Source organism: Acinetobacter sp. SA01 (genome assembly GCF_011319235.1).
Taxonomy (GTDB): domain Bacteria; phylum Pseudomonadota; class Gammaproteobacteria; order Pseudomonadales; family Moraxellaceae; genus Acinetobacter.
In genome coordinates this window covers 106,055-124,067 of the sequence record NZ_WXXM01000006.1, presented here as the reverse complement: position 1 = coordinate 124,067, position 18,013 = coordinate 106,055, and the positions used below count along the sequence as shown (strand labels likewise).

General features: G+C 43.7%; 17 protein-coding genes and 4 tRNA genes. 14 read left to right on the top strand and 7 right to left on the bottom strand.

The features are described 5' to 3' along the window. Nucleotides 1–157: 157 nt before the first annotated feature. Genes GTU69_RS07865 through GTU69_RS07855 form a run of 3 tightly spaced genes read left to right on the top strand, consistent with a single transcriptional unit; the run spans nt 158 to nt 3,496 of the window. Nucleotides 158–2,254: an FUSC family protein gene (locus GTU69_RS07865; protein ID WP_166169563.1), complete on the top strand. Its 2,097-nt coding sequence runs from the start codon at nt 158–160 to the stop codon at nt 2,252–2,254. Beyond that, complete coding sequence (locus tag GTU69_RS07860; RefSeq protein ID WP_166169561.1) at nt 2,247–2,453, top strand: DUF1656 domain-containing protein; 207 nt, start codon at nt 2,247–2,249, stop codon at nt 2,451–2,453. The genes GTU69_RS07865 and GTU69_RS07860 overlap by 8 nt, the downstream gene beginning before the upstream one ends. Nucleotides 2,454–2,485: 32 nt before the next feature. After that, on the top strand, nt 2,486–3,496 hold the full coding sequence (locus tag GTU69_RS07855; RefSeq protein ID WP_166169559.1) for an HlyD family secretion protein: 1,011 nt from the start codon (nt 2,486–2,488) through the stop codon (nt 3,494–3,496). 363 nt (nt 3,497–3,859) lie between these two features. Here GTU69_RS07855 and ruvX read toward each other — a convergent pair whose 3' ends face one another. From ruvX to recN, 3 genes are all read right to left on the bottom strand, one after another. Further along, complete coding sequence (gene ruvX / locus GTU69_RS07850; RefSeq protein WP_166169557.1) at nt 3,860–4,303, bottom strand: Holliday junction resolvase RuvX; 444 nt, start codon at nt 4,301–4,303, stop codon at nt 3,860–3,862. Beyond that, a complete protein-coding gene (locus GTU69_RS07845; RefSeq protein WP_086195199.1) occupies nt 4,296–4,850 on the bottom strand; it encodes a YqgE/AlgH family protein in 555 nt (184 codons plus the stop codon). The genes ruvX and GTU69_RS07845 overlap by 8 nt, the downstream gene beginning before the upstream one ends. Before the next feature lie 113 nt (nt 4,851–4,963). Beyond that, the gene (gene recN, locus GTU69_RS07840; RefSeq protein ID WP_166169555.1) at nt 4,964–6,625 is read right to left on the bottom strand and encodes a DNA repair protein RecN; all 1,662 of its coding nucleotides are present in this window, start codon (nt 6,623–6,625) and stop codon (nt 4,964–4,966) included. Between the two features lie 514 nt (nt 6,626–7,139). Here recN and GTU69_RS07835 point away from each other — a divergent pair. The 3 genes from GTU69_RS07835 to GTU69_RS07825 all read left to right on the top strand — a co-directional run bounded on the left by GTU69_RS07835 (nt 7,140) and on the right by GTU69_RS07825 (nt 9,302). Then, nucleotides 7,140–7,463: a pyrimidine/purine nucleoside phosphorylase gene (locus GTU69_RS07835; protein ID WP_086195201.1), complete on the top strand. Its 324-nt coding sequence runs from the start codon at nt 7,140–7,142 to the stop codon at nt 7,461–7,463. Nucleotides 7,464–7,604: 141 nt separating this feature from the next. Then, nucleotides 7,605–8,354 carry a 23S rRNA (guanosine(2251)-2'-O)-methyltransferase RlmB gene (gene rlmB / locus GTU69_RS07830; RefSeq protein ID WP_166169553.1) on the top strand — a complete coding sequence of 250 codons (750 nt, stop codon included), beginning with the start codon at nt 7,605–7,607 and terminating at the stop codon, nt 8,352–8,354. A 30-nt stretch (nt 8,355–8,384) separates the two neighbouring features. After that, nucleotides 8,385–9,302 (top strand): DMT family transporter, encoded by a 918-nt coding sequence (locus GTU69_RS07825; protein ID WP_166169551.1) that lies wholly within the window; start codon nt 8,385–8,387, stop codon nt 9,300–9,302. Between the two features lie 19 nt (nt 9,303–9,321). Here GTU69_RS07825 and coaE read toward each other — a convergent pair whose 3' ends face one another. The 4 genes from coaE to pilB are packed head-to-tail and all read right to left on the bottom strand — an operon-like array spanning nt 9,322 to nt 13,754. Continuing rightward, on the bottom strand, nt 9,322–9,912 hold the full coding sequence (coaE, locus tag GTU69_RS07820) for a dephospho-CoA kinase (protein WP_166169549.1): 591 nt from the start codon (nt 9,910–9,912) through the stop codon (nt 9,322–9,324). A gap of 15 nt (nt 9,913–9,927) precedes the next feature. Next, the gene (locus tag GTU69_RS17285) at nt 9,928–10,788 is read right to left on the bottom strand and encodes an A24 family peptidase (RefSeq protein ID WP_166169547.1); all 861 of its coding nucleotides are present in this window, start codon (nt 10,786–10,788) and stop codon (nt 9,928–9,930) included. Then, nucleotides 10,788–12,014: a type II secretion system F family protein gene (locus tag GTU69_RS07810; protein WP_166169545.1), complete on the bottom strand. Its 1,227-nt coding sequence runs from the start codon at nt 12,012–12,014 to the stop codon at nt 10,788–10,790. Before GTU69_RS07810 ends, GTU69_RS17285 begins: the two co-directional genes overlap by 1 nt. 27 nt (nt 12,015–12,041) lie before the next feature. Beyond that, a complete protein-coding gene (gene pilB, locus GTU69_RS07805; protein ID WP_166169543.1) occupies nt 12,042–13,754 on the bottom strand; it encodes a type IV-A pilus assembly ATPase PilB in 1,713 nt (570 codons plus the stop codon). A gap of 281 nt (nt 13,755–14,035) precedes the next feature. Between pilB and tpiA the strand changes: the two genes are divergently transcribed. The 8 genes from tpiA (at nt 14,036) to nusA (ending at nt 18,011) form a co-directional block, all read left to right on the top strand. Beyond that, entirely contained in the window at nt 14,036–14,827 is a 792-nt protein-coding gene (tpiA, locus tag GTU69_RS07800) for a triose-phosphate isomerase (RefSeq protein WP_166169541.1), read from the top strand. A 13-nt stretch (nt 14,828–14,840) separates the two neighbouring features. Further along, nucleotides 14,841–15,170, top strand: coding sequence for a preprotein translocase subunit SecG (secG, locus tag GTU69_RS07795; protein ID WP_166169539.1), 330 nt, complete (start codon nt 14,841–14,843; stop codon nt 15,168–15,170). 53 nt (nt 15,171–15,223) lie between these two features. Continuing rightward, a tRNA-Leu gene (locus GTU69_RS07790) sits at nt 15,224–15,308 on the top strand. A 46-nt stretch (nt 15,309–15,354) separates the two neighbouring features. Beyond that, nucleotides 15,355–15,431: transfer RNA gene (locus tag GTU69_RS07785), tRNA-Met, on the top strand. A gap of 73 nt (nt 15,432–15,504) precedes the next feature. Beyond that, nucleotides 15,505–15,581 (top strand) — tRNA-Met (locus GTU69_RS07780). A 92-nt stretch (nt 15,582–15,673) separates the two neighbouring features. Beyond that, nucleotides 15,674–15,750 (top strand) — tRNA-Met (locus GTU69_RS07775). A 211-nt stretch (nt 15,751–15,961) separates the two neighbouring features. Continuing rightward, entirely contained in the window at nt 15,962–16,486 is a 525-nt protein-coding gene (gene rimP / locus GTU69_RS07770; RefSeq protein ID WP_086195210.1) for a ribosome maturation factor RimP, read from the top strand. Nucleotides 16,487–16,526: 40 nt separating this feature from the next. Next, on the top strand, nt 16,527–18,011 hold the full coding sequence (gene nusA / locus GTU69_RS07765; protein ID WP_086195211.1) for a transcription termination factor NusA: 1,485 nt from the start codon (nt 16,527–16,529) through the stop codon (nt 18,009–18,011). Nucleotides 18,012–18,013 lie beyond the last annotated feature (2 nt).

The following is an 18,013-nucleotide window of genomic DNA, read 5'->3' as shown; positions in this document are numbered from 1 at the left end:
GATGTGAAATCTTCTCCATTCGTTTTGAATGACGCTCATCTGAGGCATGTTTAAACCTCCCTATTTTTACACGATCCATCTTCCAGGTAGATCGTGCATTGTAGTCGTCATTCAAAAATCAGGCAGAGGAAGTAACCCCCTAATTTGAGATCAACCCATGCTGCTTACTAAACAAGTACTCGCATTTCGTCCCAACAAGATGGACTGGATTTTTGCGACTAAAACGTTTCTGGCAGGTATGCTTGCGCTGTATGTGGCTTTTACACTGAATTTGGCCTATCCCATCTGGGCAATCGGGACCGTCTTTGTGATTGCCAATCCCTTTTCCGGTATGACTTCTTCCAAAAGTGTGTATCGTGCACTGGGCACTTTGTTGGGTGCGGTAGTTTCGGTGGCAGTGACTCCGCTACTAATCAACACGCCGTGGCTGTTCACTTTATTTTTAGCTACATGGGTAGGAGGTTGTTTATATATCTCGTTGCTCGACCGGACTCCGCGTAGCTATGTATTTATGCTGGCGGGATATACCACGGTTATTATCAGCTATAACATTATCTATAGCATTGACACGGCGTCGATGTTTGATATGGCCGTGGGCCGCTTTTTAGAGATTCTGGTTGGGGTGGTCTGTAGTGCTATTGTGACTACGACAATTTTTCCGCTGCATATTGGTCCGGCCGTGGCGGCACGTGTATCTAAAACCTTTAAAGACACCAAAACTTTATTTGACCAGATTTTACTCAATCCCTCCGAACTGGGAAATTACAGTACCGCACTCAGTCAGATTGCCCGTGATATTGCTGAAATTCATGTCATGGCAGTGCACTTGTCCTATGAGAAATCGACCTTGCAGGGCATGACCAAACCCCTACAGGAAATGCTACATCAACTGAGCATGCTGGTAGCGAACCTGGTGGCGATGGCCGAACGGATCAAACAGCTGGATCAAATCGATCGCCAATACCGTGTCCAGCTTCAGGTGATTCATGATCATAGCGCCACATTTTTAAAAGATGATCAGGATATTCAGGAACAGACCTTAAACCTGTTACCTGAAAATTTTGAGCAGGATTTTACCCGTTTAATGGCCACCGTACCTGCTGAACAGCAGGTGATTTTGGCCAGCCTGAAAATGGATATCCGCCATTTCATTCAAAATATTCGTGCCATCAGACTGATTTGGCAACGTATTCAACTGGGTGATGCTTCATTGCCAGAAAGCGTTACACCCCTGAGCACCACCTATCCCAATTTACACCGTGACCATGGGGTTGCGGTGCGGGGAGGAATTTCCGCTTTTATTGTGGTGATCATCGCGACAGGATTCTGGATACTCAGTGGTTGGAAAGCTGGTTTTATGATGGCTGAAATGGCAGCGATCAGCGCCTGTATTTTAACTGCCATGGATAACCCGGTACCGGCATTGAAGATGTTTGTGCGTGGCAATATTTATGCAGGGATGATGGTGTTTACTTATGCCTATGGCATTTTCCCACACGTGACCTCGTTCTGGGAATTGGCACTGGTACTGGCCCCTTTTGTGATCTATTGCCTGATGATGTTTCCCCATCCACCACTCACCGGGATTGCCTTGCCCTTATTGATGGGAACCATCATGGGCTTGAACTTGCAAAACCATTACACGCTGGATCAGGTTTTTTTCTTTGATGCCACCATCGGTTCGGTGCTGGGCCCGATTATTTCAATTTATATCATTCATCTGGTTCGGGCGATGTCTCCTGAAATTACGGTACAGCGGATTCTATCGCTGCATTACAAGGCCATTCGTCAGGCTTTATATCTTCCTTATGGCGTGCCGTTTCGTATCCATTTACGAAGTATGCTGGACCGGATTGGAATATTGAATACCAAGATGGTGCAGTCGGAAAAATTAAAGACCCAGATTAATTTGGCCCTGGTAGAAACCAGTGCCGTGATTGATCTGACCCGTCTGCAAGAGTTGATGCATCGACTTGATTCAGAGCAAGCCATTTTGGTCAGTCTGGAAGATCTGCAACAAGGTCTGGATGACTATTTTCGTGCCAAAGAAAATGCGCAACAGCAGTTGATTGCAGAGCTTCATCAGCAGGTTATTTTAAAAATCAGCCAATTGAAAAAAGAGGCACAACAACTGGAGCATGCTGAAACTTCCTGGCGAATACAGATGTCTTTAAACAATATTCGCAGCAGTTTGTGTCATGAACCAGTGCAGCTTAAAGAAGAGATACAACTTGGAGAAGTTGTCCATGGGTGAGTTAAATGTTTATGGCGTATATGTCCCGATTCTGCTGATTCAGGCGGTTCTGGCCTACGTTGTACTGCGTGTATTGATGCGCGTGCTTGACCGTGTTGTGGAACAGGGCTGGATTCCGCTACCGAATATTTTTTATCTCTGTATTTATCTTGCGCTGCTGTGGTTAATGCATTGGGGTTTTATTGTCTGCTTGGGCTAAGCAGACATTTTTTGAAATGAATGAGGTTTTCCATGACATCTTTAGACTTGCGTAAAGTCATCCGACCGGTGCTATTTACCATAGTCGCTGTCGTTGCAATTTTGGCGGTAAAACATATCTGGGATTATTACAATTCTGAGCCGTGGACCCGTGATGGCCGAATACGCGGCGATGTGATTCAAGTCTCTTCAGATGTTGCGGGTTTGATCACCGAGGTATTGGTGCAGGATAACCAGACTGTGAAAAAAGGGCAGGTGCTGTTTAAAATTGATGTGGCCCGTCAAGCTCTGGATGTGGAACAGGCCAGATCGGACCTGTCTAAAGCCAAGGCAGGCCTGGCTGCTGCTGAAGCAGAACTGGCTCAGGCCAAAGCCAATCTGGTGAAATCTCAAGCCAATATCAATCTGGCGGATAAAAATGCCAACCGCTACGCCAACCTTATGGAGGGTGCGATTTCAAAACAGGAACAGGACCAGATGTTTGCAACGCGAGATCAGTCACATGCCGAACATGAGCAAATGCTGGCTGCGATTGATCAGGCCAAAGCCAATATTGTGCAGCAAAAAGCCCTGATTGAAGTGGCCAACAGCAATTTGCACCTGTCCGAACTGAATTTAAAGCGTTCTGAAGTGGTGGCACCGGCTGATGGCACCTTATCCAATTTTGAATTACAACAAGGCAACTATGTCAAAGTCGGGCAGGCAGTGGCTGCACTGTTAAACCGTCAGCAGCTGTATGTGGTGGGGTATTTTGAAGAAACTAAACTCGACAAGATTTATGTTGGCGCTCCTGCAACGGTCCAGCTGATGGGCGATTCACAAAAACTCAAAGGTCATGTTCAGGGCATTGCTTCCGGGATTGAGGACCGTGAACGTACATCCACTACGGGATTACTTGCCAATGTCAATCCAACCTTTAGCTGGGTGCGTCTGGCACAGCGTGTACCAGTAAAAATTATGATTGATGAATTGCCGAAGAACCAGCTGGCCTTTGTCGCAGGCCGTACTGCGACTGTACATATCCTGAAAAAAGATCAGCCATAACTTAGCCCTTGTTCATTTCAAAAAAAGCATACGAGAAATTAATGCTGATCTAAGGAGTTGGTAACAATGCCTTAATTTTTTAAGTGGTTTATGACAGAATCTTACTTCCTTAAATCAAATTTTTGGAGCTCGTATGTTACTTTTGTTTTGGCAAAAGTAACCAAAACCATTTGTCATCCGCAAAACTCGTCCATTACCATCAACTAAAGAATGTATCGCAAAAACAACCACTTTTTTATGTAATCTTGCCTCAAACAATTGCGGATGACGTTTCCGTGTATCAAACAGAATGCTGAATTTATAATAAAAATGCCAGTCAACTATTGAACGGACTGGCATTATTCTAAAAGATATTTTTTATCTTTAAGGTGCTACACCTTGTGGATTACGATACCAGCTCTCGATAAATAAGGCTGCGGCAATACTGTCAGCCGCCAGTTTTTTGCCACGACCTTGAGACTGATATTGGTCAAGTTCATCACGTGCTTCACGGGTAGTCAGACGCTCATCGACCATCAAGGTTTCAATATTGGTCTGATGACGCAAGCGTCGGGCAAATTTGCGTGAACGCGCGGAAAGTTCAGACTCGCTATCATCCATATTTAACGGTAAACCGACCAGAAATAAGTTCGGTTGATACTGTTTGACAATTTTCAGTAAAGCATCCCAGTTCGGGATGCCATCTTTCATCGGAAACAGGGCAAGCGGATTGGCACTTTCAATCAGTGATTGACCGACTGCCATGCCCATTTTCTGGGTACCAAAATCAAATGCCATAATCATGTGCGGTTGTGATAAATCAGGCATGTCCAATCTCTGATGACAGCCAGGTGCGGTCCAGGCCCATTTTTTTATAGGCCGCATCCCAGCGGTCGTCATAAGGCAAGTTAAAAATCAAATCCATATCGGAATCACAGATCAGCCAGTCACCACGTGCAATTTCCTGTTCCAGCTGGTTTTTGCCCCAGCTGGCATAACCCAAAGCAATTTGGTAGCGTCCAACGCCTTCATTGTGGGCGATGGCATCGAGGATATCTTTAGACGTGGTAATACAGACATTTTCACCCACAGCAATGGATGAATGCCAGGTCGGTTGACCGGTATGCAGTACAAATCCAGCTTCAGGACGCAAAGGTCCACCTTGCAAGACTGCATGAGGATTGACATTGTCCGCTTCAATTTCCAGGTCATTCAACAATTCCTTGATTGAAAGACCGGATGGGCGGTTGATGATAATGCCTTGTGCACCATCTTCATCATGGCGTGCCAAATAAATTACCGTATTGGCAAAAAAGTCATCGGCTAAATCAGGAGGTGCAATGAGACAGCGATGTGTCAGATATTGTTTAGTCATCTAAGCCATTCCCCCTTAAAATCAAAAACTGATTAAATTAACTAAGCGCTTATGACCAAGTTACTAAACTAATTGGGTTTCGCCAATCATTTTTTGTGATTTAAACCTCAAACCTATACCTGTTGAAACTTAAGTTGACGTAACTGTTTGGCATGTTGCAGGGTCGTATCATTAATTTCGACGCCGCCGGTCATACGGGCCAGTTCATCAATGCGCTGTTCTTCTTCAAGATTAATGATGGTACTGCTGGCCGGATCGGTCTGACGCTTTTTCACCAGCAGATGCTGATCGGATTGTGCTGCCACCTGAGCCTGATGGGTAATACATAAGATCTGTACATGCTGGGCCAAATCCGCCAGCAAACGGCCGACCATTTCTGCAGTACCGCCACTAATCCCGACATCAATTTCGTCAAACACCAAAACTTCTGCTTCGGTTTTTTCAGCATTCATGACTTGCATGACCAGGGCAATACGTGACAGTTCACCCCCGGAAGCGACCCGTGCCAAAGGCTGTGGGGGAATACCCTTGTTCGCAGTAAACAGCAGTTGAATAAAGCTAAGCCCTTCGGCACCAACCTGCTCCAAAGGTTCAAACTTGAATTCAAAATAGGCCTCTGGCAAAGCCAGCTGCTTGACCTGTTCAGTCAGTTGTTTTGCCAAGGGGATTGCGGCTTCACGGCGAATTTCATCCAGATATTGTGCTTTGGCTAAAAATTCCTGATGCGATAACTCGACCTGTTCAGCCAGGGTTTCCGGGTCTTCAAGCTGATGCAATTGTTCCAGTTCTGTCTGCCAGGCCTGATATTCTTCTTTCAATGTCTCTGGCTGAGTGCGGTATTTACGCGCTAAACGGTGGAAAATTTCCAGTTGTGAGTTCAATTCTTCCATCCGTTCAGGATCGAAGCTTTGGCGATCGATAAACTGACGCAAGTTTGCCGTTGCATCATCAATTTCACTTTGTGCATTGATCAGTGAATTATAGATTTCAGCAAGCTGTTCACTACGACCAGCATGTGATTCCAGACGACGAATAATTGATGAAAGTTCCTGGGTCAGGTTTTGTTCGGCTTCATCCAGCACATTTAAGCTATAACTGCAGTCAAGCATGATATGTTCATGATGGCTTAAACGGTCAAATTCCTGTTCAATCTCTTTATAGTCAATCTGGGTAATGTCTTCGAGTTCTTCCAGTTGTAACTCTAAAGTTTCGATCCGCTGCTTGCGGGTGGCTTGTGCATCCAAAGCGGCTTGATGCTGGCGAATGTCTTTTTGCCAGGTGCTATAGGCATTACGAACATCTTGCGCAGGCTGATAAAAGTTGCTGTAACGGTCGAGCCAGTGCTTGGGATAGGGCGGTTCTAACAGTTGCTGCTGACTGTGCTGACTATAGAGTTGTACCAGCAAACGCCCAATTTCTTTCAGCTCTGACAAGCTGCTTGGACGGCCATTAATCCAGGCTTTGCTGCGGCCAGTGGCAAAAATCACCCGACGTAAATGAATTTCGCCTGACTCATCATCCAACTCGTGTGCTTTTAACCATTGGGCTTCAGGGCTCTGTTCCTGATAACTAAAAATGGCCGTCACATCGGCTTTATCCGAACCGAAACGTACATAATTGGTATCGGTACGTTCACCCAGGCAGGCAGACAGGGCATCCAGTAATAACGATTTACCCGCCCCGGTTTCACCTGTCAGGACATTGAAACCTTTTTCAATATCAATGGCTAAGTGATCAGCTAAAGCAAAATTGATGAGAGTTAAATGTGTCAGCATAAACGCATCCAAGCTGCGAAAAGTTTTAATCTAAGATAGTGAAATTTTGTTTTGGTCACAAGACAGCTTTTATTTTAAAAGGATTTAAAACATCAATATCTTACCTTATCTGGGCGAAGAAAATGAAACGCGCAGCTGAAAATAGCCGATAAAATTTGCCATCGATCAATAGCCTCTTATTTTTAGAAAAAGATAAAAAACTGATGCGCAGCTCGATCCAGTCGCGCAAAACCTGAACCATATAATGCGGATGATTTGAAGGTAGGATTAATGATGGGGAATATTATTCACCTTTGGTTAGGAAGAAATTGGCAATAATTTGAGCTTAGCATTTCATTTATGCAGAAGTTCGTGCATCACTCTCCAGCTTTTCTTTGAAGTTTATAGAAAAAATATTTGTAAAAATTTGAAAAATATTGATTTGACTGGAAGAAACAATGATTGATTAGTTTAATACTCGGCTTTAAACTAGCTCGGGCAAAAATTATAAATGCGCATTATCTGGAGAATACGCATGTCAAATCAGTTTGATCACGTTTCGGTTGTCAAAAAGTCGAATGTTTATTTCGACGGGTTGTGTATCAGTCATACCGTGCAGTTTGAAGATGGCACCAAAAAAACCTTAGGGGTAATTTTGCCAACAGAACAGGCTTTGACCTTTCAAACACATGTACCTGAACGTATGGAAATCATTTCAGGTGAATGTCGTGTCCAAATTGGCGACAAAACAGAAAGTGAACTGTTCCGTGCCGGTCAGTCTTTCTATGTACCAGGCAATAGCCGTTTTAAAATCGAGACCGATGAAGTGCTCGATTATGTCTGTCATTTCGAAGGCTAAGCATTCGTCCCGGATAAGACAAAGAAATTTTAACCTGAATCGGTTAAACTAGATTCAAGCATCAATCCTGTAAAGCCTGCTTTGCAGGATTTTTCTTTTTGTATAATTACCCATAGTCACCATAGATTTTAGAGGCTGTTCATGGCAAAACCAGAATATTATTATGGCGTTCACTCGGTGGAGTCATTATTGGAACTCGAGCCTGAGCGCGTACTGACTTTATTTACCTTGAAAGGCCGTGATGACCAGCGTTTGAAAAACGTCTTGGCTCTGGCTGAACCTTTTGGTATTAGCGTGCAACAAGCCAGCCGTGACAAACTGGAAAAACTCGCAGGCCAACCTTTTCATCAGGGCGTAGTCGCGGCAGTGCGTCCGCATCCGGTATTGAATGAACAGGATCTGGATGCCGTGCTGAAGCAAAATCCTCAAGCACTTTTGCTGGCACTGGACCAGGTCACCGATCCGCATAATTTGGGCGCATGTATCCGTACAGCTGCTGCCATGGGGGTTGAAGCCGTAGTGGTTTCGCGTGACCGTTCTGCAAGCCTAACGCCAACTGCACGTAAGGTTGCTGCCGGTGGCGCAGAAAAAGTGAAGTTTATTCAGGTGACCAATCTGGCGCGTACTTTGGGCTATATCAAAGATGAATTTAATGTACGTGTAGTTGGAACCATGCTGGATGAAAAAGCCTTACCGATTGATCAATTTGATTTTACCGGTACGGCAGTGTGTGTCGTGATGGGGGCTGAAGATACAGGTTTGCGTCCAATTACCCAGTCACAATGTGATCAGAAGGTCTATATTCCAATGGCCGGAAACTTGCAAAGCTTAAATGTCAGTGTTGCCACCGGTATGGCACTGTATGAAGCCTGTCGTCAACGTAACCTGTAATTTTTCTTTGCTATTTAAAAGTTGTTTGCTATGTCTCCCCGGTCTCAAGGTTATCTTTATGTCGCCATTACCATGTGTATTTGGGGCGGATTTACCATTACTTCTCGCCTGAATGCCCAGTGGGGAATTAGTGCCTGGGATATTACCGCCTTACGTTTTGCCTTGGCATTTTGTATTCTCATGCCCATTTTACTCTATAAAAAAGACACCGCTTTTTTATGGAAAAAACAACCTTTTATTTTGGCGATGATTGGCGGGGTAGCGTATTGCCTGACCTCTTATAGTGCCTTTCATTATGTACCAGCAGCGCATGCAGCCATTTTCCTGAATGGCTGTATTCCGCTGTGTACAGCTTTAGCTGGATTGGTATTATTTAAACAGCCTTTAGATAAACACATCTGGATTAGTTTGGTGATTATGCTGAGTGCGATCACTGCAATGAGCTTCTTGATGTATCAGGAAACCGGTGTGGCCTTTGGTTTTGGTGACATGCTATTTTTCCTGAGTGCGATCTGGTGGGGTGTATTCACCGTATTGTTACGCCAATGGAAACTTTCTGCCTGGCATTCTATGGCAGGTGTTGCCATCTGGTCGGCGATTATCTATGTGCCGATTTATCTATTGTTTTTGCCGAAAAATTTAACGGCACCTGAACCTGCACATTTAATGCTACAGGTGATTTTTCACGGTATCTTTGTGGTTATTGTGGCCACACTGACTTATGTAGAAGCGATTAAGCGTCTGGGTGCATTCAAAACGGGAAGTATCGTGACTTTGGCCCCGTTTATGGCGGCAATTTTAGCGGTACCGCTATTGGGAGAGCCTTTAAGTCTAGCCATTATTTGTGGCTTGATCGGAATGGCGATCGGTGCATTACAGCCATGGCGCTGGATAGGTCATCAAGACAGTTTGCAGCAGCAACTTGATCAACAAAAAAAGCAGTCCTAATCGACTGCTTTTTTTAATTTCAGCGTTTCAAATAAGCTTCATGCAGCGGTCTTAAATGGCTGTATAAATGGTCAAGATGACCGTCATTCAGCACAATATCATCAGCCAAACGACGCTTTTGTTCACGTGGCATCTGGGACTGAATAATTTGTTCAATTTGTTCAATTGATTGGTGATCACGCATAGCAGCCCGCTGAATCTGCAAATCAATTGATGCATCAATCAGCAGGGTATGATCAGTCAGTTCATGCTGGTTGGTTTCAAACAGCAGGGGAGAGACCAAGATTACATAAGGGCTGGTCGCAGCCTGCAGCTGTTGAATAATAGACTCTCGAATCGCAGGATGGGTAATACTTTCCAGCGTTTTACGTGCTTCAGGATATTTGAAAATATGTTCGCGTAAAGCCCGACGATTCAGCTCGCCATTGTCTAATAGAACCCAATCGCCAAAAGCCGCATGAACCTGTTGTAAGGCTGACTGTCCTTTGGCTACTACCTCTCGCGCGACAATGTCGGCATCAACCACAGTAATGCCCTGGGTTTCAAACCAGTTGCTGGCAGCCGATTTTCCACTGCCAATCCCTCCCGTTAAACCCAAGATAAAAGTCATAGATGTCCCTAAAAATTACTGTCCTAAATAGATTTTCATAATCTGCTTACCCCAAATAAAAGCAATCCATCCGGCAATGGCAATATAAGGGCCAAATGCAAAAGGCTGGTTTTCTTTGCGTATTTTCAGCAGAATAATGCCAATCACGGCACCGACGAAAGAAGAGAGCAATACGATCAATGGGAGCATCAATGGCCCCATCCAGGCCCCTAAGGCAGCCAGAAGTTTAAAGTCGCCATAGCCCATACCTTCTTTACCGGTAATCATCTTAAACAGATAATAGACAATCCACAAACACAGGAAACCAATAATATAGCCCCAGATGGCAGAGGTTGGACTGGTATAGAGGCTATAACTATTGACTCCCAAACCTAAGGCGGCCAGGGTTAAGGTATAGCGGTCTGGGAGAAGCTGGGTATCAAAATCAATAAAGGTCAGTGTGATCAGTACCCAGGTGAGGATCAGGCCAAACAGCATCTGCAGGGTAGGGCCGAATACTGCCACAATAATCAGGGAACATGCTGCAGTTAACAATTCAATGAGTGGATAGCGAATACTGATCGGATTTTTGCAAGAACCGCATTTGCCCCGTAAAAACAGCCAGCTGATGACAGGAATATTCTGATACCAGCGAATGGGCGTTTGGCATTTCGGACAGGTAGAATCTGGCTTGCTGAGGGTGATTTTTGTTTCGTCAATAATGACCTGTTCAGAATGCAGCAATATTTGACAATCCTGCCGCCACTCTTGCTCCATCATTTTCGGCGTTCGATAAATCACGACATTGAGAAAACTGCCGATACAGAGACTAAAAAGCCCAACTGCAATATATAAAGCAGTTGGGTTGATCATAAAATAAGAAATGAAATCTTGCATTAAACCACAGAACCCATTTGGAAAATTGGAAGATACATGGCAATCACCAGACCACCAATCAGCACACCCAGCACGGCCATAATGAGGGGTTCCATCATGGAGGTTAAACCATCGACCGCATTGTCGACCTCATTTTCAAAGTGGGTGGCAACTTTATCCAGCATACTGTCGAGGGCACCCGATTCTTCACCAATCGCCACCATCTGTACAGCCATGGATGGAAATTTGTTGGTAACCCGCATGGCAAATTGTAGCTGTTGGCCTGTGGCTACATCATCACGGATTTTCATCACCGCTGCTTCATAAACACAATTGTTAGTTGCGCCTGCAGTGGATTCCAAGGCATCAATCAAGGGAACACCAGCAGCAAAGGTGGTTGCTAACGTACGACTATAACGGGCAATAATGGCTTTATAGACCAGGTCACCAAAAATAGGCGCTTTGAGGGCTGCTTTATCCAGAAAATCACGGAATTTTTTACTGCGTTTTTTTGCTTCAAGAAATCCGGCAATCATTGCACCAATGGCAATAATCAGAATAAACCAGTACTTTTGCATCCATTCCGACATATTTACCACCATTTTGGTAAAGGCAGGTAAATCGGCACCAAATGAACTAAAGAGGTCCTGGAACACAGGTACCACTTTAACCATCAAAATAATGGTCACGATAACCGCAACTACAATGACAGCTGCCGGATATTTCATGGCTTTTTTGATTTTTTGCTTTAAAAGTTCGCTTTTCTCTTTATAGATCGCGACACGATCTAGCATGGTTTCCAGCGCACCTGACTGTTCGCCAGATTCGACCAGTGAGCAAAATAAATTATCAAAATATTGAGGATATTTTTTAAGTGCACCAGCAAAGGTATTGCCGCCTTCAACTTCACCTTTAATACCAAGTACTACTTCACGCATCGCTGGGTTTTCCAAGCCTTCCGCAACAATTTCAAAGCTTTGCACAAGTGGTACACCGGCTTTCATCATGGTGGCCAGCTGGCGGGTAAAAATCGTGATATCCAAGGTGGACACTTTCTTTTTCATTAAACCTTCGAGAATATTTTTACGTTTTTCCCGAATATGTTTAATGGTGATGCCCTGCTTACGTAAAGTCACTTTAGCAAGTGCCATATTCCGCGCAGGAAGTTCCCCTTTAAGTTTTTCCCCTTTACGATCAACACCTTCATAACTGAAGACGGGCATCATCTGTGCTTTTTTGACAGCCATGCGTTTATCCTTATTTTAAATTTTCATTTATTCACTGGTTACACGATTGACTTCCTGAAGGGAAGTCACCCCCTGCATAACTTTAATTAATCCTGAACGGCGTAAATTATTGAAACCTGATTTTGCAGAGGCTGCTGCGATTTCAAGTGCATTGCCATCTTCCATAATAATTTTCGAAATTTCAGGGGTCACTTTCATGACCTCATAAATACCGACACGACCTTTATAACCTTCACGGCACTCGGAACAGCCTACCGGTTGATATACCTGAAAGTCTGGATGTTTAAGATCTTCCTCAGTAAAACCCATTTCCAGCAGGCTGGGTCCAGGAATCTCTGCCGGTATTTTACACTGAGGACATAGACGACGTGCTAAACGTTGTGCAATCACTAGGTTGACAGAAGTCGCAATGTTAAAGGAAGGAACCCCCATGTTACGTAAACGAGTCAAGGTTTCTGGTGCACTGTTGGTGTGCAGGGTTGACATCACCATATGACCGGTCTGGGCCGCTTTTACGGCAATTTCAGCTGTTTCCAGATCCCGGATCTCACCAACCATGACAATATCTGGATCTTGACGTAAAAATGATTTCAGTGCGGCAGAGAAGGTTAAACCGACTTTAGCATTAACATTGACCTGATTAATCCCTTCCAGGTTAATTTCTACCGGGTCTTCAGCTGTGGAAATATTGGTATCTTCACGATTCAGAATATTCAAACCCGTATAGAGCGATACGGTTTTACCGGAACCGGTTGGACCTGTAATCAGTAGCATGCCTTGAGGTTTTTCCAGCGCTTGCATAAACAGTTCTTTTTGTTCTGGTTCATAGCCCAATGCATCAATACCCAGCATGGCACTGGATGGATCGAGAATACGCAGGACCAGTTTTTCCCCAAACAGGGTAGGTAATGAGTTGACACGGAAGTCGATGGCTTTGGTTTTTGAAAGCTTCAGTTTAATCCGGCCATCCTGAGGTAAGCGTTTTTCAGAAATATCCATCTGCGACATGACTTTTAAGCGCGAGGCTAAACGTGTGGACAGCTGTAACGGCGGATTGGCAATTTGACGCAGCACGCCATCAATACGATAACGCACCCGATATGACTTTTCATACGGTTCGAAATGTAAATCCGAAGCACCCATACGAATGGCATCAATTAACAGTTTATTGATGTATTTAACAATGGGAGCCTCATCACCTTGAGGACCATCATCTTCATCTTCTTTTTGACTTAAATCTTCTTGTTCTAGATCTAGATCGATATCTTCATCAGAAAATTCAAAGTTGTTTGCCTGGGTAAAGTTTTGTTCAATCAGCTGGTGTAATTTCTGGTGCTCTACAATAATCGCTTCGATATTCATCTTACTGCTGAAGCGGATCGCATCCATGGCTTCTATATTGGTGGGATTACTGGTTGCGACGTAGAGTAAATTCCCGCGTTTGAAAATGGGCAGAATACAATGTTTGCTAATGATCTTTTCGTCCAGCCCTTCTCGGATAATTTGAGCAGAGTCATAGGCACTCAAATCAAAAAGAGGTTCTCCAAATTCTTGAGAAATTTTTTCTGCAATAGCCAAGGAGGAAATTTTCAATTGATCAATTAAAAAAGGCACAATATCTTGATTGGCTTTTTTTGCATTCAATATTGCACTCTGCATATTTTCAGCAGAAACCAAGCCATCTTCGACTAAACATCGAATAAAACCCGTAAATCTTGGTGAACCTTGTAATGCTGCCATGCTCTAATATGCCTGCTTAATCAATTTGTTTATAATTGGTATCATTGAATTATACTTTTGTTATATAAAAATACCATATCTTAAAATGTTGTCATCTACTTAATATCAGATAAAACTTTGAACCAGTCGTATTACAGGGTGAAGTTTTTCTTGAGCGTAAAAAAAGGGGATTGCAAAAAAATAAGAATCGCATAAAAAAGCCATGTGAAAATTTTCTGAAAAATCTTGAATTCCGTGTAGAATGTGCGCGGTTTAATGAATTGTTTTTAATAGGTTACTGTATGTCGGGTTCGGCTATTACTCCTTGGGTTGTCGGCAATTGGAAAATGAACCCAATGCAGGCAGATGCAAAAGCGTTGCTGCAAGATTTAAAAAAATTATTGCAAAACAATGAAATTAAAGAACAAGATTGTCATTTGGGTATTGCACCGACCATGCTGGCTTTGAGTGGTGTTCAGGCAGAATTGGCAAGTTCAGCGCGCCCTGTTTATTCCGTTGCACAGGATGTTTCCCGTATTGCAGGTACAGGGGCATATACCGGTGAAGTAAGTGCCGAACTGCTGAAAGATCAGCAAATCGGTTTTGTACTGATTGGTCATTCAGAACGTCGTGAGATTTTTGGTGAAACTGCCCAGATTTTGAATGAAAAAGTTAAAAATGCTTTAAATGCAGGATTAATCATTATTTATTGCGTAGGTGAAAGCCTAAATCAGCGTGAAAATGGTCAGGCCGAGCAGGTGGTGTTGCAACAAATCTGTGATATTGCCACAGTTGTTCAGGCTGAACAGTGGAAAAATATAGTGGTGGCTTATGAACCCATTTGGGCAATTGGTACGGGTAAAACAGCTTCACCTGAAGACGCACAGGCAATGCATGCCAAAATCCGTGCAGGTTTAACCCAAATTACACCTTTGGGTACAGGCATGGCAATTTTATATGGTGGTAGTGTTAAGCCGGAAAATGCAGTAGAGTTGGCAGCCTGTCCAGACATTAATGGTGCGCTGGTTGGTGGTGCATCTTTAAATGCAGAGTCTTTTTATAAAATTGCCCAGGCTTTTGCAAATACAAAATAATTAGGAGTTCAGCATGCATGCATTTGTGCTGGTAGTACATATTATCTTAGCCATTTTAATGATTGTATTGATTCTGGTACAACATGGTAAGGGTGCCGATGCGGGTGCATCATTTGGTGGTGGTGGAGCAGCAACCGTCTTTGGTGCTTCAGGTTCGGCTAATTTTTTAACACGTTTAACGGCAATTTTAACAGCCTTGTTTTTTGTCACCAGCCTAAGTTTAGCGGTGTTTGCTAAAAAGCAAACCACTGATGCCTATAGCTTAAAATCGGTACAAACGACTGCTCCTGCACAAAGCCAATCGCCTGAAACTTCACCAGTTGCACCAAAAACTAGCGAATAAATATATTTAGTTCTTTCTTTTTGGGTCTGATCCGACTAGAATGCGTCACAGCTGCGGTGGTGGTGGAATTGGTAGACACGCTACCTTGAGGTGGTAGTGCCTTCGGGCGTGGGGGTTCAAGTCCCCCCTTCCGCACCAACTTATAATCCAGAACATAAGTTGGTGTAAGCAGCAAATCTGTTGATGCGGGATGGAGCAGTCTGGTAGCTCGTCGGGCTCATAACCCGAAGGTCGTTGGTTCAAATCCAGCTCCCGCTACCAATCTTTATTTTAGATGCAAACTAAAATAAGCACTTTGATAATTTAAGGTGAGATTAATTTTTTGCAATGTTGTTGCGGGATGGAGCAGTCTGGTAGCTCGTCGGGCTCATAACCCGAAGGTCGTTGGTTCAAATCCAGCTCCCGCTACCACTATTTGATTAGGGTGCAACTTAATCAAGCAATCACTGAACAGTTTTTGATTGAAAATGATCAGCAGATTGTATATAATTTTTGCACGTTGATGCGGGATGGAGCAGTCTGGTAGCTCGTCGGGCTCATAACCCGAAGGTCGTTGGTTCAAATCCAGCTCCCGCTACCAAGTTTCTAAAAGGCTCACAAAAAGGTGGGCCTTTTTGCACAGTGGACTTTGGTTTTTCTGTGTAAATAGGGGCGATTACGCCCTTTTTTATTGGCTATCGTGTAGTGTCCGACATTTATTGGTCAAATCGTCATGTTTCACTACTAATATAGTTGAGTTAGTCTGAACCGGTCACCGCGACCATTAAATAGCACCATAATGACGAGAGTAAATGAAGCTATCAAATAAAACTCAAGCACTCCAAGACCTAATCGCTCCTGCAGTGCAAGCATGCAATGTCGATCTTTGGGGAATTGAATTTCTTCCTCAGGGTAAACGTTCTTTATTGCGTATCTATATCGATAAAGCAGATGAAAATAACGAACAACCTGTCATGAATGAAGATGGCGAGCTTGAACAGGGTCGAGGTATAGGCGTACAAGACTGTGTTCGCGTAACACAGCAAGTGGGTGCCATGCTTGATGTACATGATCCAATTTCTGGTGAGTATTCACTAGAAGTTTCTTCTCCGGGTTGGGACCGTCCATTTTTCCAGCTTGAACAGATGGCTGGTTATATCGGACAAACCGTTGCGCTGCGTCTGATCAGTGCTGTAGATAACCGTCGTAAATTTCAAGCCAAACTGATTGCTGTTGATCTTGAAAATGAACTCATTCAAGTGGAAGTTGAAAAGCAACAAATCCTTGAAATTGATAGTCATAATATCGACAAAGCAAATTTGATTTACCAAGATTAATTTATCCAAATAAATAAGAATCTGAACGAATAGGTGACTTATGGCACGTGAAATTCTTACCGTAGTAGAAACGGTTAGTAACGAAAAAGGTGTACCTCGTGAAGCGATCTTTGAAGCGCTAGAACAAGCGCTTGTTGCTGCGACTAAAAAGAAATTTTATGAAGGCACAAACTCGGAAGAAGCACGTTTACGTGTGGAAATCGATCGTAAAACAGGTGATTACCGTACTTTCCGTCAATGGGAAGTGGTGGCTGATGAAGATCATGAAATGCCGGCATGTCAGGATGCGATTTCGGATGTAGATCCTGCCAAATGGTCTATTGGTGACATTCGTGAACTCGAAGTGGAATCGATCGACTTCGGCCGAATTGCTGCGCAAATTGCCAAACAGGTGATTGTGCAAAAAATTCGTGAAGCTGAACGTGCTCTGGTTGCTGATGCCTATGAATCTAAAGTCGGTGAACTCATCTACGGTGAAGTGAAAAAGCAAACCAAAGATGGCTTTATTATTGACTTGGGTGACAATGCGGAAGCTTATCTTGCCCGTGAAGAGATGATTCCTAAAGAAATTCTTCGTCCGAAGCAACGTGTAAACGCGATTTTATATAGCGTGAACCGTGAAGGTCGCGGTGCACAACTGTTATTGTCACGTGCACGTCCTGAAATGCTGATTGCATTGATGAAAAAAGAAATTCCTGAAATTTCTGAAGAAATCATCGAAATTAAAGCAGCTGCACGCCAGCCGGGTGTTCGTGCTAAAATTGCTGTGAAAACCAACGATCACCGTATTGATCCTGTAGGTGCATGTATTGGTATGCGTGGTACACGTATCCAGGCTGTACAGTCAGAACTCAATGGTGAACGTATTGATGTGGTGGTGTGGTCTGATGATCCGGCACAGTACATTGCTAGTGCGCTAGAACCTGCAGATGTATCCAGTATTGTGATTGATGAAGATGTTCACAGTGCAGATATCATTTTTGCGGCGAGCGATCAGTTGGCACGTGCTATTGGTTCACAAGGTCAAAATGTCCGTTTAGCCTCTGAATTGACTGGCTACAAATTGGATATGATGCTCGAAGAGGAATTCTACGCACGTCAACAAAATGAAGCTCAACAATATCTCGACATGTTTGTTACCCGTCTGGATATTGAAGAAGACTTGGCAATGGCTTTGGTTGAAATGGGCTTTACTTCTTTGGAAGAAATTGCTTATGTTCCAGCTGAAACATTTGATGAAATCGAACTGGATGCTGAAACAGTTGAATTATTGCAAAGCCGTGCGAAGGAAATTACCTTGGCTGATGCATTAAAACAACAAGAAAACATTCAAGAACCAAGTGCTGAACTTGTGGCAATGCAAGGGATGACACAGGAAATCGCATATGCCCTTGCGGCTCGCGGTGTGGTGACTGTAGATGATTTAGCTGACCAAGCCACTGACGATATTGAAGATATTGAAGGTTTAGGTACGGAAAAAGCGGGTCAACTTATTATGAAAGCGCGCGAATCATGGTTTAACTAGGA

What these genes read in the sequence shown, in the direction of transcription:
- GTU69_RS07865 (WP_166169563.1), top strand. Translation starts at nt 158, where the DNA reads ATGCTGCTTACTAAACAAGTACTCGCATTTCGTCCCAACAAGATGGAC.
- GTU69_RS07860 (WP_166169561.1), top strand. Translation starts at nt 2,247, where the DNA reads ATGGGTGAGTTAAATGTTTATGGCGTATATGTCCCGATTCTGCTGATT.
- GTU69_RS07855 (WP_166169559.1), top strand. Translation starts at nt 2,486, where the DNA reads ATGACATCTTTAGACTTGCGTAAAGTCATCCGACCGGTGCTATTTACC.
- ruvX (WP_166169557.1), bottom strand. Translation starts at nt 4,303, where the DNA reads ATGCCTGATTTATCACAACCGCACATGATTATGGCATTTGATTTTGGT.
- GTU69_RS07845 (WP_086195199.1), bottom strand. Translation starts at nt 4,850, where the DNA reads ATGACTAAACAATATCTGACACATCGCTGTCTCATTGCACCTCCTGAT.
- recN (WP_166169555.1), bottom strand. Translation starts at nt 6,625, where the DNA reads ATGCTGACACATTTAACTCTCATCAATTTTGCTTTAGCTGATCACTTA.
- GTU69_RS07835 (WP_086195201.1), top strand. Translation starts at nt 7,140, where the DNA reads ATGTCAAATCAGTTTGATCACGTTTCGGTTGTCAAAAAGTCGAATGTT.
- rlmB (WP_166169553.1), top strand. Translation starts at nt 7,605, where the DNA reads ATGGCAAAACCAGAATATTATTATGGCGTTCACTCGGTGGAGTCATTA.
- GTU69_RS07825 (WP_166169551.1), top strand. Translation starts at nt 8,385, where the DNA reads ATGTCTCCCCGGTCTCAAGGTTATCTTTATGTCGCCATTACCATGTGT.
- coaE (WP_166169549.1), bottom strand. Translation starts at nt 9,912, where the DNA reads ATGACTTTTATCTTGGGTTTAACGGGAGGGATTGGCAGTGGAAAATCG.
- GTU69_RS17285 (WP_166169547.1), bottom strand. Translation starts at nt 10,788, where the DNA reads ATGCAAGATTTCATTTCTTATTTTATGATCAACCCAACTGCTTTATAT.
- GTU69_RS07810 (WP_166169545.1), bottom strand. Translation starts at nt 12,014, where the DNA reads ATGGCTGTCAAAAAAGCACAGATGATGCCCGTCTTCAGTTATGAAGGT.
- pilB (WP_166169543.1), bottom strand. Translation starts at nt 13,754, where the DNA reads ATGGCAGCATTACAAGGTTCACCAAGATTTACGGGTTTTATTCGATGT.
- tpiA (WP_166169541.1), top strand. Translation starts at nt 14,036, where the DNA reads ATGTCGGGTTCGGCTATTACTCCTTGGGTTGTCGGCAATTGGAAAATG.
- secG (WP_166169539.1), top strand. Translation starts at nt 14,841, where the DNA reads ATGCATGCATTTGTGCTGGTAGTACATATTATCTTAGCCATTTTAATG.
- rimP (WP_086195210.1), top strand. Translation starts at nt 15,962, where the DNA reads ATGAAGCTATCAAATAAAACTCAAGCACTCCAAGACCTAATCGCTCCT.
- nusA (WP_086195211.1), top strand. Translation starts at nt 16,527, where the DNA reads ATGGCACGTGAAATTCTTACCGTAGTAGAAACGGTTAGTAACGAAAAA.